The following is a 14466-nucleotide window of genomic DNA, read 5'->3' as shown; positions in this document are numbered from 1 at the left end:
TTTAGGCTCCCAGAGTCTGAATAAGCATGCGTATGCCGGTTATCATTAAGACAACGGCAAAGGCGCGTTTTAGTTGTTTTTGATCCAGCTTGCTACCAATTTTTACGCCAATAGGCGCAAATAAAATAGTTAGCGGAATAATAAGAAAAAAGGCAGGGAGGTTAACCAACCCCCACGTACCTAGGGGAGCATCGGTTGGCGTTGTGCCAATACTTAATAAGGTAATAACGCCAGGTAGTGCAATCAATAAACCAAAAACGGCCGCAGTACCTACTGCAACATGGGCGCGTACATTAAATGCGTTTAGCATAGGTACGCCAATAGTGCCGCCACCTATGCCAATCATTACCGACAAACCACCTACAATACTTGCCATAACGCCTTGACCAAATTTTCCTGGCAGTTGTTTTACAAGCGCGGGTGCGCCGGCTCTAAATAGCATGTTTAAACTGACTAAAATAGCAATACAGGCAAACATAAGTACCAGTGCATTACCGCGTATTGAGTGCGCTAAGTAGCTGCCTACAACGGCCATAACTAAAATAAATGGTGCCCAGTATTTTATTAGCGCAAGGTCAATATTCCCTTTGCTATGATGCGAGCGAATAGATGAAAGCGAAGTAGGTACTATGGTTGCAAGTGATGTAGCGGTGGCTATCATCATTGCCGACTCTGGGCTTACGCCAAAACCTTGCAGTAAAAAATACAGCACAGGGACGATAACAATACCGCCGCCTACACCAAAAAGTCCTGCTAAAATACCGGCAAAAATACCGGTTGCTATTAAGGCTACTATAATTGGCCATTGATTTATTATTTCTGACATTGTGTTCCTGCTGTAGTTACTGTTGCACGTCCATCTGAACGAGGATCTGTTGCAGCTTCAAGGCTTGTAGGTGTATCTAAAATAGCCCCAGCGTGCCCCATCATTTCGTTATTATTATCAACGCTTACCCAATCGTGGTCACGTTGATTTAATTCATGTTCTATATGAAAAACTAACTCTTTTTCAATTTTTAAATTTGTACTCGTATCGCCCCATGTGCGTCCAAGTAACCAACGAGGGTCGCTAATTGCTTGTTTTATTGATTTATTTCGCCACGCGTAGCCTGCAAAAACAGCGGCTTGAGTTTGTGGCTGCCCTTCACCGCCCATTGTTCCGTAAGCAAGTCGACGACCATCGCTAAACTTTGCCAGTGCTGGGTTAAGTGTATGAGCGGGCTTTTTATTTGGCGCAAGGGCGTTGGTATTATTACTCGCATCAATATCTTCATTGTTTAAACTAAAGCTTAAACCACGGTTATTCCACACAAAGCCGCCTTCACTCATTAATATTCCGCTGCCAAATTCCCAGTAAATACTTTGGATAAAGCTGACTAATTGCCCGTTTTTATCTCTGGCTGCCATCCATACAGTATCGCCAGGCTCTGCGTTAAATGGCCATTTTTTGGCTTTACTCATATCAATATTATTAGCAAGTTCGCTTAAGCGATTATCGGTTAGTGCGTTTTTATAATCGTCTCCTAATGCTTCAGGGTCAGCCCAAAGGGTAGGGCGATGGGTAAAGCTTTGTTTAGTTGCTTCAACAATTAAATGTGTCCAGTCGGCATCGGTTTTAGCTAAATGCTTTAACTTATTTACGGCACCAATTATTTGTAGTGAATGCACGCCTTGTGTTGGCGCGGGTAAGTTGTAGCAATTAATACCACTGAGGTTTGCATTTAGCGCAGTAACTACCTCGGCTTTAGTATTTGCAATGTCACCTGCGGTAATTGAGCTGCCTGCTTTTGCTAAGTCGGCGGCAAATGAGTTGGCAAGTGCGCCTTCATAAAATGCGTTTAAACCATGCTTTGCTAGGTATTCAAACGTTGCTGCAAGTTTAGGGTTTTTAAAATGCTGGCCTTCTTGTAAGGGCTTGCCATTGGGTATGTAGAGGTTTTTAAACGCGTCATTGGTATTATTTGCAGCAGCTAGTTTTTCGCAGCCTGCTTGCAAGCTTTTTGTAACGGTAAAGCCCTCGCGAGCAAGTGCAATGGCGGGCGCTAAAATTTTTGACAGTGGTAGTGCTGCGTGCTCATCTAGTTCAAGCGCTTTTTGCCAGCCGCGTATTGTACCCGCTTGAGTTAGTGCGCTTAATCCGCCGCGCTCTGGTATTTGCGTGAGCGAGTTATAGGGCGTTGTATTAGTTGCTGCGCGGCCGCAGGCGTCAATAGCGGTAGGCGTTTTTTGGCTTGGGTTATCGATAAGCCAAAAGCTGTCGCCACCAATTGAGTTCATATGTGGATATACAACGCTAATAGCAGCGGCAGCCGCTACCATAGCCTCGGTAGCTGTACCGCCTTGTTTTAGTATATTTATACCCGCCTCTGTTGCCGAAAAATGAGACGCGGTAAATGCAATGTTGTGTGTGGTCATGCCGGTGTGTCCTGTTTAAAGTGTGCAGCTAGGTGCTTAACGCAAGCAAGTAGGCTTTTATCGTTACCGTGGCTCATCATTAATGAAAAACCATACGGATGATCATTTGCTAAATCAGCCAGCGGTAAATGCACTTGCGCTGAGCCACTAAGCCCTGCAATTGCCGAAAGCGTAATAATTTGCATGCGTAAGGCGCTTGTGTCGGCGCCTAATTTAGGTGCGGTTGTGGGGGTGGTTGGCAAAAATAAACAGCTGTTTGTATTTAGGTTTTTAGCTATTAGTGTTTGCCATTGGGTTTGTACTTTTAGTGCTTCTTGTTCTTCTTGAACAGTTAGGGCAAGCGCCATATTAAAACGTGCCGCAATTGCTGGAGCAAACTGGGGAAGTTGCCCCGGCAATTGAAGCCGGTCTTTATGCGTTTTTGCGATTGCTCGCCCTTGCAGTACTCTAAAACTATCAGCAAGTTCATTTAATAAGCTGCTGTTAGGTAGTTCAAATTCTTTATGGTGCTTAAAATTAGGCTTGGTTTTTTCAAGCAATTGTTTAAGTGGGGCTTGTAAAACAGGGTCAACGAGTTCAAATAACGGCTCGCAAATAACTAAGGTATCAACGTTATTAATAGCTTGATTTGGTAGCAGTACATTACCTACATCGCTTAATAGCTCGGCGCTTTGGGTAAGCCAACCTATGGTATCAAAAGGCGGAGCCAACGGTATTAGGCCGTCTTTTTCAATCACGTTATGGCTTGGCCTTATGCCATATAAACCACAATAGCTGGCGGGTATTCTAATTGAGCCGCCGGTGTCGGTGCCTAAGCCAATATCAGCTAAGTTAGCAGCAACTGCAGCAGCAGACCCCATACTCGAACCACCGCAAGCATGCCCTTTTAATTTAGGATTTTGCGCAGCGCCATAATGTATATTATTACCCTCTAAGCTATAAGCCAGCTCGTCAGTATGGGTAAAGCCTATAAAGTTACAACCAGCGGTCATGAGCTTATTAACCGAGCTTGCCGTATTTTGAGCCGGTTTAGCTGTTTTAAACCAGTGTGGGTTGCCTGCGCTGTTAAGCTCGCCCTTTACTGCAAATACATCTTTTACAGCTAAGCGATTGTTTGCAAGCACTCCAGAGTGGTTTGTTTGCCACAGGGTAGGACCGTGATTGCAAAATATACCTTTGTTGTTTTTTTTATCACTCATTTGCAGCTCATTATTATAAAACTGACCAAGTACTTACTTATTAAGTTAAGAGTGATTAAAAAGCGGGCTGGTTATTATTATTATGAATACCAATTTTATTAAAAACATGATCATTCTATCGGATTAAATAGCGCACTCACTGCGTCATTTTCTTCGCGTTATAATAGATCACTAATTTAATGCAATTGCTAAAGCTCCGCTTTTTAATCGGTAGTTTTGATTTTATAGTGCTTAGACTAAGCAAGAGGAATGCCATAAATTAAAATCCTGTCCAACTGGTCAGGATTTGGTGGGTTGTATGAGATTTGTAAGTGTGGGCTATAAAAATAGTGAGATTAAAATGAGCTAAAACAAACCAATTTGGTGCGCAGATGCACCAAGTTGGTCTTTATTTATATGGTTTTAAGTGCTAAATAAGGGGCGTTTTACTGATGATTAAACCGTTAATATCAGCGTAAACCCAATTGTTAGGTTCAATAGTGGTGCTAAGCATGGTAACAGCTTGGTTTTTATCACCAAAGCCGCGCTTTAAGGTACTACGCGGTGTAGAGCCTAGCGCCATTACAGGTAAGTTCATCGTGGCAAGTATTTCTATATCTCGGCAACAGCCATTTATTATTACGCCTTCCCAGCCATTATTTAGGGCACGCTCAGCCATAATATCGCCTATAAACGCAAAGCGTTTGCTCGCAAACCCGTTTATAACCAATACTTTACCTTCACCATTTTCATGCAATATATCGGCGGCAAAAGAGTTGTCTTCTGGGCAGGTAACGGTAACTACTTTGCCATAAAACGTGGTTTTTTTACCAAAGTGATAAAGGCCGCTGTCTGCTACTTGCACGTTATCGCGATGATCGTCAAATAAATCGGGTGTAGTAAAGGATGTCATGGGTTAAGTCTCACTTTGCTCAGGTATTTTAAGACCAATACCTTTTAAAATTATGTGGGCAATTGATTGCGTAATTTGTGCCACATCGGTTTCGTCGTACTCTAATTTGTTCATTACGAGTAAAACCTCAGCCTGAAAGTCGGCGTAATATTGCGTGGTAGACCAAATAGTAAAGAGCAAATGGTAGGGATCAACCTTATCCATTTTATCAGCGTCCATCCATGCTTGAAGTACATCAACCTTTTGTTTAACCCAAGGGCGGGTATTGGTTCTAAAGTAGTTTTGTAAATAGGGTGCACCGCGCAGTATTTCACTGGCAAATAAGCGAGATTGCATTGGCTGATTTACGGCCAGTATTACTTTGCTTTTAATATAGTTATAAAGCACGGTAGCTGGATCGTCGTTAATTGTGACGTTATCGAGCCCTAAGTTCCAATTAGCTATTATGCGGTCAATCACAGACTCGTACAGACCATCCTTACTTTTAAAGTAATACAAAATATTAGCTTTTGGCACCTGCGCTTCTTTAGCAACCATGCTCATACTTGCTCCGTCGTAACCTAATTGCGAAAACAATTGCTCGGCGGCATCTAAAATTAGTTTTTGGTTTTTCTCGCGTGTGACTTCTTTTTTATTTGGCTTTATTTGTGTGGTCATTATAAAGTTTGCGTGTTTAACGTATTGATTGATTGTAGCTTTACTGACCAAAAGGTCAATTACTAAAAAGGGTGAATGCTAAAAACAAACGAGAGGTTTAAGCTATTAACTTTAGGGTCTGTTGATCTTTGCGGATTAAAATTTGTTCAAACTAGGGGCTATTTAATCACGGCGCGAGATTTGTAACCTAGTGGGCTAAGTAAAAACCGAGCAACAAAGAGTAAGTAGCCCCTAGGAAGAACCCTTTGGGCAGCGCCTGTTTGGCATTAATGCTACGTTATCGCCCATTAATGGGGAATAACCACACTATATAGGCTCTGCCTTGCCTAAATACCAAACAGACTGCTGCAAATTCAACCTTGAAAGAACAACAGACCCTTATTGTTTAATTAAATAATTACTGTTAGTTTAGTTTCAAATTTACGAGTAGTACTTTTGGATTGGCAAATGGATTTTATAAGCAAAAATAAATACACGCTTTATGGAGTCGCGGCCATATTACTGTGGAGTTGCTTAGTTGCATTACTACGGGATATTTCTGAGTTGTTTAGCCCCATTGGTGGTGCGGCGGCTATGTATTCTGTCAGTGCGATATTTTTAATTTTGGTTATGGGAGTGCCCAAGTTTAGTGGTTTTTCGAAACGTTACTTGGGAGTAGGTACTTTATTATTTGTAGCGTACGAAATTTGCTTGGCGCTTTCTATTGGTATGGCAAACAGCCGTCATCAGGCAATGGAAATGGCGGTTATTAATTATTTATGGCCCACGCTGACTATATTGCTCTCTATTATTATTGGTCGTAAAAAAGTAAGTTACTGGGTTTACCCAAGCATGATCATTGCTTTTTTAGGCGTTGCTTGGTGTATTACGGGCGATCAAAAAATGTCGGTCGATACGCTTGTTACTAACTTTGCTGATAATCCTGCTACTTATTTAATGGCATTAGCTGCAGCGTTTATATGGGCTATTTATTGCGTAGTTACGCAAAAGCTGAGTAATGGTAAAAATGCTATTACGTTATTTTTTACTGTCACGGCAATGAGTTTGTGGGCGCAATATGGTTTTAGTAATGAAGCACCATTAACGTTTTCACTGGGCTCAAGCATAACGTTGCTATTAGCTGGTGTAGTAGTGGGGAGCGGTTATGCACTGTGGAATCAAGCTATTATTGGCGGTAACTTAATGCTTTTGGGAACACTTTCGTACTTTACACCGGTGTTTTCTACTATTATTTCGGCGTTGTATTTATCTATTACGCTGAGTGCTTCGTTTTGGCAGGGGGTTGTACTGGTAACAGTGGGCTCGCTAATTTGCTACTTTGTAACGCGAGAAAAGCCTAAACAACCTCAAATAGCGTCTGCAACATAAGACTAATTTTATTAAAAATAAGCCCTATTATTTTAGGGCTTTTTGTTGCGTGCAGATTATTTTGCATTATTTACCTGCGCTAGTAACTCTATAACTTTTTGTTGACCAAATGTTTGTGCAAATTGCTCGGCTGTTTGACCGGCTTTGTTTTGATGCGCGTTATCGCAATCAAGTGATACGAGTGTTTTAGCTATACTAAATTCACCTCTAAAAATAGCGGCCATTAGCGCTGTGTTGCCACGGTTATCTTCTAGACAGGCATTAGCGCCTAAGTGTAAAAGTGTGTTAACCGTGTTTTTATTACCATGGTAAGTAGCAATCATTAACGCGGTGTAGCCTTTATTGTTGTAGCTGTCGATAGGAATACCGGCATCTACAAATTGCTCTATTACAGCTGTGTCGTTTGTGCGTGCTGCGGCAAAGTAATAAGCAAATAAACTATCGTATTGAGTTTTTGCAGAATGTTGGGTTTCAGATTGCGTACTGGGTGTTTGTGTATCTGATGTATTTTGAGCGTAAACGCTACTGGTAAAGCTCAGAAATAGAGCGACTATAATTAATAAATTACGCATAACAATTGTCTCTTATAAAAGAGGAAGGGTTTATTCCTTCCTCATGATTGTGGTTTAAATAGCTATTTAGTTGGGACTAATTGCTTTTAACTAGTTGCTTATAAGTTAGCGGCTAGTTGTTTAACCATTTTAAGGTCGCCGTTTACAGCTTTAGTTAAGCGTGTACCGTACTCACTATCAGCTTTGTAAAAGTGGCTAAGCATTTTGTGTTTAACACTGCTGTTTTGCACTTTGCCTAAATCGCCTGCTAGGTTATTAATTAGGTTTGTACGTTCTTGCTTGCTAAAACCACGGTATATAACACCTGCTTGCGCGAAGTTTTGCTGCTTTTTAATCGCAGCTTGTTGTACAAAGCCTTTTAGCTCTGTGTTACTTCTACGTGCAATTGGGTTTTCAGCTACGTTTTCTTGGCTTGGCTGGTAGTTCACATTGCTTGTAGTGTTACCAATATTCATTGCGCCGTCTTGGTTGTAGTTAACCACTTCAACTTTTGCACGGTTAATTGGCAGTTGCTGGTGGTTAGCACCTAGGCGGTACATTTGTGTATCAGCGTAAGAAAACATACGACCTTGTAATAGTCTGTCTTCTGATGGCTCAATACCTGGAATAATGTTTGCCGGTGCCATTGCTACTTGTTCCGTAGATTGGAAGAAGTTAGTTGGCATACGGTTTAGGGTCATTGTTCCTACTTTAGTTTCTTTAATGTCTAACCACATTTTTGTTGCATCTAACGGGTTGTAATCAAAGTCATCAAGCTGCGATGGATCAAGCGTTTTAATGTACAGATCCCATTTAGGGAAATTGCCTTTGCCAATTTCGCTGTAAAGGTCGCGTGTTAAGTGTTGGAAGTCTTGGCTTTGCACTTTAGCTACTTCTTTTGCGTCAAGGTTATCAATACCTTGTTGGCTTACCCAATGAAACTTAACGTATTTAACATCGCCCGATTTGTTAATCATTTTGTATGCATGTACACCCCAACCGTCCATTTTACGAAGACTTGCTGGTGTACCGTAGTCGCTGTAAACCCACGTTAGCATTTGTGTAGAACCTGGTTCGTGCGAGAAAAAGTCAAATACGCGGTTAGGATCTTGAATGTTATCAACCGGAGATGGTTTTAAAGAGTGAACCATGTCTGGAAATTTAATCGCATCGCGAATAAAGAACACCGGTAAGTTGTTACCTACTAAATCCCAGTTACCTTGGTCTGTGTAAAACTTAGTTGCAAAGCCACGTGGGTCACGCAGTGTTTCTGGGCTGCCTTTTGAGTGAATTACCGATGAAAAACGAACAAATACGTCTGTTTCTTTACCAGCTTGTGCAAACGGTGCTGCAATTGTTAAATCGTCTAGCTCTTTTGATGCTACAAACACACCGTGTGCGCCGGTACCACGAGCATGCACAACACGCTCAGGAATACGCTCACGTGCAAAGCGTTGCAGTTTTTGAATTAGTTGCACGTCTTCTAGTAATACACTGCCACGTTCGCCAGCAGTAATTGAATTTTGGTTGTCGCCAACAGCTGCGCCGTTATCTTTAGTAAGAGTTGTTGCTGCGCTTGCCGGTAATGCCATTGCAAGTGCCAGTGCAGTTAGTGTTAATTTTGTTTTGTTTATTTGAGTATTCATTGTCGACCTCATCTATTTAAAAGTGCCGGCAGTGGTGCAGGCTGTTAATCTGTTAACGATAGTATTAATTTTATTAACTTCGGTAAAACTGATTAATTAGATTGATGTTATTTGTAAAATAGATGAGATGAATTTGCAGATACACTTTTTACATTAATGTAATTTTTTTACTACGACCTTAGTCGCAATATGCTTTTATAAAATTTATTAAATACAAAGGTTTTTAGTTTTATCTGGCGGTATTTTCACCAAGCTGGTGCGTTTTATACTTACAGTGTGTTGACATATTCGCACAATAAAGGGAATATGCTCAACCAGTGAGCTTATGCTCATTACTGAGTTGCACTAAAAAGTTGCACAATATTAATCGCGCTTAACTCGTTATACTTAAATTAGCTAAACCAAACAGTGTTAATAAGGTGACAAGATGAATACTAATATTGAGCTAGTGATATTTGATTGTGATGGCGTTGTTATTGATAGCGAAATTTTAAGCGCACAAGTACTCATTAATATGCTTGTTGAAAAAGGCGTTGAGATTGACCGCGCTTATGTACAGCAACACTTTTTAGGCTGCAACTTTAAAACAGTAAGCCAAAAAATAGCGGATGCATTTAATGTCACTCTTCCTGAAAGCTTTGAAGGTGACTACCGCGAGGCACTATTAAACGAATTTGAAACCGGACTAACCACGACTGATGGTATAGAAGACGTACTTAACAATTTAGCTGTGCCTATTTGTATAGCCACTAGCAGCAGCCCAGCACGCACCGCAAAAGCGTTGAGCGTAGTGAGTTTAAGTAAGTACTTTAGCGATACGGTTTTTACCAGCAGCGAAGTTAAGCGTGGTAAACCGGCGCCTGATTTATTTTTACATGCAGCTAAGCAAATGGGTGTAAAGCCAGAGCATTGCTTAGTAATTGAAGACAGTAAAGCCGGCGTAAATGCAGGAATTGACGCCAATATGCAAGTACTGCATTACAGCGGTGGGCAACATATGCAAGGCTCTGTTAATCATGTACACAGTGCTTACCCAAATGTTGATCATTTAACGCATTGGCAAGATTTTTTTAGTGCATACCATGCACTTAAAAAGCAGTAAACACGCAGCTTTTTAAATAAACAAAGTTTTTAACGTGATTTGCTCGCCTTACACACTGACAGGCAAGTAAACGCAAAATATAAATGTAGATGGTTTTGCTTTACTAAAAATAAAACAAAACATGGCAAAACATCATGCGTTTATAAGCCAAATTATAAAAGGCAAAGTATTTAGGTACTATACAAATCTGCTTGGATATGGGGTTTATTTAACGATAAGAAAATTGCACTGTAACTAGGCAAAAATTTTTATATCTAGTTGTTCTAAATATAAAATTTTTAACGACGTTATGGGGTAATTTAACTCGTTAAATTATTCAAATAGTTATGCAGATTGGTATTAAATGCTTTGCTGTTAACAATAGGAAATACCATGGCAACGAGTCCACACACACAAACATTTAAAGATGTAAACGAAGAGCAACTTCCTGTTGCTAATAATAAGCTTCACGGCTGGAAGCATTTTGCAGGGCTATACGCCGGCGAACATGTTGCGGCTACTGAATTTGTTATTGGTGCAACGTTTGTTGCATTAGGCGCTTCAACCATCGACATTCTACTGGGTTTATTAATAGGTAACCTGTTAGCAATGTGTTCTTGGTGGCTGATTACTGCACCCATTGCAGTAGAAACCCGCTTAAGTTTATATAACTACTTAAACAAAATTGCTGGTAACTCAATGACCAAGCTCTATAACTGGGCTAACGTGGTTATTTTTAGTGTAATATCGGCCGCGATGATCACGGTATCCTCCACCGCCGTGCGGTTTTTGTTTGATATACCTGCGCAACTTGATTGGTATCCAAATAGCTTTTGGTTTGTAGCCATTGTTTTAGCTGTTGGCTCCATTGTTGTATTTGTTGCGATGTATGGCTTTTCTACGGTTGCTGACTTTTCAAAGCTGTGTGCGCCGTGGCTATTTGTTATATTTATTGCAGGCTCGTTTGCGTTATTCCCTGAGCTTTCAAATCACGTATTAGGTTCTACCTCTTTAACTAGCTTTAGCGACTTTATGACCATAGGCGACTCCTCCATATGGACGGGCACCAATGCCGATGGTGAAAAGGGCATTGGCCTATTAGAAGTGATTGGCTTTGCATGGGCTGCTAACTCAATAACTCACTTTGGTTTAATCGACATGGCTATTTTTAGATTTGCTAAACGCAAAAGCTATGGTTTGTTTTCTGGTGTGGGCATGTTTTTTGGTCATTACTTAGCGTGGATCTCTGCCGGTATTATGGGCGCAGGTGTTGCGGTATTACTTAAAACAACTATTTCATCACTTGATCCGGGCGATGTTGCATACCATGCATTAGGTTGGACTGGCTTTGTTATTGTAATTATTGCCGGTTGGACTACAGCTAACGCAAACCTTTACCGTGCAGGCCTTGCAGCGCAATCTATATTTGTTAATCAATCACGTGAACGCACCACCGCTATTGTAGGTGTTGTAACCGTAATTATTGCATGTTTCCCGTTTGTATTTTCTCAAATGCTTCCGCTACTTACTTACGCAGGCTTATTAGTTGTACCAGTAGGCGGCATTGTGTTTGCTGAGCATGTGTTATTTCCTAAAATTGGCCTAACACGTTACTGGGCTAAATATAAAAATATTACCCGCAGCGTACCGGCTATAGCATCTTGGGCGTTAGCACTTGTGTTTGGCTTTGGCTTAAACGCAATTGATGTAATGTCGTTTTACTACTTATTTATTCCTACATGGATTTTCACCATTGCTGTTTACACGCTTTTAGCTAAAAAATACGGCGCTGGTGACGACTACACACAAGAAATTGCAGCAGAAAAACAAGAGCAACGTGATATTAAAGAATATCAAGCAGCTGAGGCTAAAGACATTCCAAAGCCAGTAATTGACAGCTCTGTATTTACCAAAGTACTTAACGCGGTTTCTACTGTTTCGTTGGTTATTATTTTTATATTTGCCAGCCAAGTGATGTTTTTCAGTGAAACTATGAGTATGTACAGCGCTAATAAATCGCAATTCGAAATAGCCTGTTTTATTTGTACTGTTATTTATTTTGTTACTGCGTACTGGTCGTTAAAACGCCATAAAGTACTCAATACAGCATCGTAATTACTTATCGTAATACAGTATCGTAATTTATATTTTATCTTTGTTTAGTAAGGTCACACCATGACACAATACCAACACACTGACGCTCTAGTTACAGGGCTAAACCAACAGAGCTTGGCTCAATTACCAAGCCATGTTGATACACCAACCTACGACCGTAGCGCAGTTAAAGCCGGTATTGTACATATTGGTGTGGGCGGTTTTCATCGTGCTCACCAAGCAGTGTATGTTAACGAGCTTTTAAAAACTCCGGGCTCTGAGCAATGGGGTATATGCGGTGTTGGTCTTTTAGAGGGTAACCGTGGTCTGCGTGATATTTTAAAGCAGCAAGATTACCTTTACACGCTTACTGTTAGACACCCAGACGGTACAATAGATAACAAAGTAATTGGCTCAATGATCGACTTTTTGTTTGCTCCAGAGGACAAACAAGCGGTAATTAATAAGCTAGCGCACAGCGATACTAAAATTGTGTCGCTTACTATTACCGAAGGCGGTTACAACTTTAACCCTGCAACGGGCGAGTTTGATTACAGTAATCCAGATATTATTAACGACATTAATAACCCGAACGACCCAATTACAGCGTTTGGCTACATTACGGCTGCGTTAAAACTGCGTAAAGAACAAGGCCTAGGCGCGTTTACAGTACAGTCGTGCGATAACATTCAGCACAACGGTAACGTAACACGCAAAATGCTTTTAGCCTTTGCTACAGAACAAGACAAAGACCTAAGCGAGTGGATTGAGCAAAACGTATCGTTTCCAAATGCGATGGTTGACCGTATTACACCGGTATCTAAAAAGAGTGATATTGATTACGTGGTTGATGCATATGGTGTTAGCGACGAGTGGCCAATTACCTGTGAGTCGTTTACACAATGGGTAATAGAGGACACATTTAGTGACTCTCGTCCAAATTGGGATGTTGTTGGTGCACAGTTTGTTACTGATGTAACGCCTTATGAAACCATGAAAATACGTTTACTTAATGCAGGGCATTCTGTGCTTGGTTTATTAGGTTCAATCCATGGCTACGGCACTATTGACGAAACGGTATCGGATGAATTATTTGCCACATACCTACGTGCTTTTATGGATAAAGAAGTAACCCCAAATCTTGAAGCACTTGAAGGCATTGACCTTGAAAGCTACAAAGATACGTTAATAGAGCGTTTTGCTAATCCTAATATTAAAGACAGCCTAGCGCGTATCTGTAGTGAAAGCTCAGCTAAACTGCCTAAGTTTTTAATTGCCACAATTAACGAAAACCTAGTACAAGGTCGAGATGTATCACTGGCAACGCTTGTTATTGCTACTTGGTGTTTGTACAGCGATAAAGGTTTAAGTGAAAACGGCGAGCAACTTGAAATTCAAGATGCGATGCACAAAGAGCTTAATTCTTACGCGCAAGAGACTCAAACTAGCCCAATTGCATTTTTAAAGTTAACGAGCTTGTTTGGTAAGCTTGAGCATAACGAAACGTTTACTGCTGAATATAAAAAGTCGATTGCTGCGTTGTATGCACCTAATAGTAAAATTAAAGCCATTATGCAGGCTGTACTTGATCAAAAGAGTAACTAATTATGAGCATTTTAATTAATCATAAATCAGGCGAAAACGTAAGTGTTAGCTGTTTTGGCGAAGTACTGTGGGATTGTTTTGATTCAGGTAAACGCTTAGGTGGCGCGCCACTTAACATGTGTGTGCGTATTAACTCACTTGGCATTAAAGCCGACATGATCAGCGCTGTTGGTAACGACGAGTTAGGCGCTGAGCTACTAGGCGAAATTACTAGCAAAGGCGTAAGCTGCGAATACATTGCTATTAATAGTGACAAAAAAACTAGCATGGTTGAGGTAACGCTCGACAGTGGTGGCTCTGCAAGTTATGAAATAGTGGCAGACTCTGCGTGGGATAATATAGCGCTTACCGATGAGTTACTTAGTAAAGTTAAAAGTAGCGATGTATTTGTATTTGGCAGCCTAATTGGGCGAAGCGAAGCGTCTTTAGCAACATTAAATCAACTAGTTGATGTAGCAAACTTTAAAGTATTTGACGTAAATCTACGTGCACCGCATTACAAGCTAGAAACACTTGTAGATTTAATGAATAAAGCAGACTTTATTAAGTTAAACGATGAAGAGCTATACGAAATTGCAAAAGCGATGGGTTGTAAGTTTCATTCGCTTGAACAAAATTTAGCGTTTATAGCACAGCAAACAAATACCGATTACTTATGTGTAACCAAAGGTAGCCACGGTGCTTTATTAACAATCAAAGGCGAGAATTTTTATAATTCAGGTTATTTAATTAGCGTAATTGACACTGTTGGCGCAGGGGATTCGTTTTTAGGTTCGTTAATTTATCAGCTTTGTAGCAACGACGACGCGCAATATGCCGTTGACTTTGCATGTGCCGTTGGAGCAATGGTCGCCGAAAGTTCTGGTGCAACACCTACTTTAACGCATCAACAAATTAGTGAGTTTATGAACCCACTTTAAAAAAACATTGTGTGTGAAAGCGGTTATACGTAAAAGTT

Annotated in this window: 12 protein-coding genes; 5 read left to right on the top strand and 7 right to left on the bottom strand. The window is 40.7% G+C overall.

The annotated features are described in order from the left end of the window. Position 1: 1 nt before the first annotated feature. The 5 genes from H5092_RS09070 to H5092_RS09050 all read right to left on the bottom strand — a co-directional run bounded on the left by H5092_RS09070 (position 2) and on the right by H5092_RS09050 (position 5163). Positions 2-826, bottom strand: a complete 825-nt coding sequence (locus H5092_RS09070; protein ID WP_007378545.1) for a sulfite exporter TauE/SafE family protein — start codon at positions 824-826, stop codon at positions 2-4. Then, positions 814-2415 (bottom strand): gamma-glutamyltransferase family protein, encoded by a 1602-nt coding sequence (locus H5092_RS09065; RefSeq protein ID WP_182733365.1) that lies wholly within the window; start codon positions 2413-2415, stop codon positions 814-816. Before H5092_RS09065 ends, H5092_RS09070 begins: the two co-directional genes overlap by 13 nt. Further along, a complete protein-coding gene (locus H5092_RS09060; RefSeq protein ID WP_182733364.1) occupies positions 2412-3614 on the bottom strand; it encodes an amidase family protein in 1203 nt (400 codons plus the stop codon). The genes H5092_RS09065 and H5092_RS09060 overlap by 4 nt, the downstream gene beginning before the upstream one ends. 409 nt (positions 3615-4023) lie before the next feature. Further along, a complete protein-coding gene (locus tag H5092_RS09055) occupies positions 4024-4506 on the bottom strand; it encodes a putative 4-hydroxy-4-methyl-2-oxoglutarate aldolase (RefSeq protein ID WP_182692420.1) in 483 nt (160 codons plus the stop codon). 3 nt (positions 4507-4509) lie between these two features. Next, positions 4510-5163, bottom strand: a complete 654-nt coding sequence (locus H5092_RS09050; protein WP_004334664.1) for a TetR/AcrR family transcriptional regulator — start codon at positions 5161-5163, stop codon at positions 4510-4512. Between the two features lie 447 nt (positions 5164-5610). On the opposite strand from H5092_RS09050, the gene yddG reads away from it, so the two are divergent. Further along, a complete protein-coding gene (gene yddG, locus H5092_RS09045) occupies positions 5611-6531 on the top strand; it encodes an aromatic amino acid DMT transporter YddG (protein ID WP_182733363.1) in 921 nt (306 codons plus the stop codon). 56 nt (positions 6532-6587) lie between these two features. On the opposite strand, the gene H5092_RS09040 is transcribed toward yddG, so the two are convergent. Beyond that, complete coding sequence (locus H5092_RS09040) at positions 6588-7103, bottom strand: ankyrin repeat domain-containing protein (RefSeq protein ID WP_004334678.1); 516 nt, start codon at positions 7101-7103, stop codon at positions 6588-6590. Between the two features lie 98 nt (positions 7104-7201). Then, positions 7202-8728 (bottom strand): catalase, encoded by a 1527-nt coding sequence (locus tag H5092_RS09035; RefSeq protein ID WP_039488381.1) that lies wholly within the window; start codon positions 8726-8728, stop codon positions 7202-7204. Between the two features lie 427 nt (positions 8729-9155). Here H5092_RS09035 and H5092_RS09030 point away from each other — a divergent pair, with 427 nt between their 5' ends. The 4 genes from H5092_RS09030 (at position 9156) to H5092_RS09015 (ending at position 14428) form a co-directional block, all read left to right on the top strand. After that, positions 9156-9830, top strand: a complete 675-nt coding sequence (locus H5092_RS09030) for an HAD family phosphatase (protein ID WP_182733362.1) — start codon at positions 9156-9158, stop codon at positions 9828-9830. Positions 9831-10202: 372 nt separating this feature from the next. Then, positions 10203-11924 carry a cytosine permease gene (locus H5092_RS09025; RefSeq protein WP_165723387.1) on the top strand — a complete coding sequence of 574 codons (1722 nt, stop codon included), beginning with the start codon at positions 10203-10205 and terminating at the stop codon, positions 11922-11924. A gap of 60 nt (positions 11925-11984) precedes the next feature. Next, a complete protein-coding gene (locus H5092_RS09020) occupies positions 11985-13508 on the top strand; it encodes a mannitol dehydrogenase family protein (protein ID WP_182733361.1) in 1524 nt (507 codons plus the stop codon). 2 nt (positions 13509-13510) lie between these two features. Next, a complete protein-coding gene (locus tag H5092_RS09015; protein WP_182733360.1) occupies positions 13511-14428 on the top strand; it encodes a carbohydrate kinase in 918 nt (305 codons plus the stop codon). Positions 14429-14466 lie beyond the last annotated feature (38 nt).

The organism is Pseudoalteromonas sp. SR41-7 (assembly GCF_014163935.1).
Classification (GTDB): domain Bacteria; phylum Pseudomonadota; class Gammaproteobacteria; order Enterobacterales; family Alteromonadaceae; genus Pseudoalteromonas; species Pseudoalteromonas distincta.
The sequence above is the reverse complement of the archived record's forward strand: the minus strand, read 5'-3'. Positions and strand labels throughout refer to the sequence as shown.

Bases quoted from the DNA above. Each gene is read 5' to 3' on its own strand.
- H5092_RS09070 (WP_007378545.1), bottom strand. From the start codon at position 826: ATGTCAGAAATAATAAATCAATGGCCAATTATAGTAGCCTTAATAGCA.
- H5092_RS09065 (WP_182733365.1), bottom strand. From the start codon at position 2,415: ATGACCACACACAACATTGCATTTACCGCGTCTCATTTTTCGGCAACA.
- H5092_RS09060 (WP_182733364.1), bottom strand. From the start codon at position 3,614: ATGAGTGATAAAAAAAACAACAAAGGTATATTTTGCAATCACGGTCCT.
- H5092_RS09055 (WP_182692420.1), bottom strand. From the start codon at position 4,506: ATGACATCCTTTACTACACCCGATTTATTTGACGATCATCGCGATAAC.
- H5092_RS09050 (WP_004334664.1), bottom strand. From the start codon at position 5,163: ATGACCACACAAATAAAGCCAAATAAAAAAGAAGTCACACGCGAGAAA.
- yddG (WP_182733363.1), top strand. From the start codon at position 5,611: ATGGATTTTATAAGCAAAAATAAATACACGCTTTATGGAGTCGCGGCC.
- H5092_RS09040 (WP_004334678.1), bottom strand. From the start codon at position 7,103: ATGCGTAATTTATTAATTATAGTCGCTCTATTTCTGAGCTTTACCAGT.
- H5092_RS09035 (WP_039488381.1), bottom strand. From the start codon at position 8,728: ATGAATACTCAAATAAACAAAACAAAATTAACACTAACTGCACTGGCA.
- H5092_RS09030 (WP_182733362.1), top strand. From the start codon at position 9,156: ATGAATACTAATATTGAGCTAGTGATATTTGATTGTGATGGCGTTGTT.
- H5092_RS09025 (WP_165723387.1), top strand. From the start codon at position 10,203: ATGGCAACGAGTCCACACACACAAACATTTAAAGATGTAAACGAAGAG.
- H5092_RS09020 (WP_182733361.1), top strand. From the start codon at position 11,985: ATGACACAATACCAACACACTGACGCTCTAGTTACAGGGCTAAACCAA.
- H5092_RS09015 (WP_182733360.1), top strand. From the start codon at position 13,511: ATGAGCATTTTAATTAATCATAAATCAGGCGAAAACGTAAGTGTTAGC.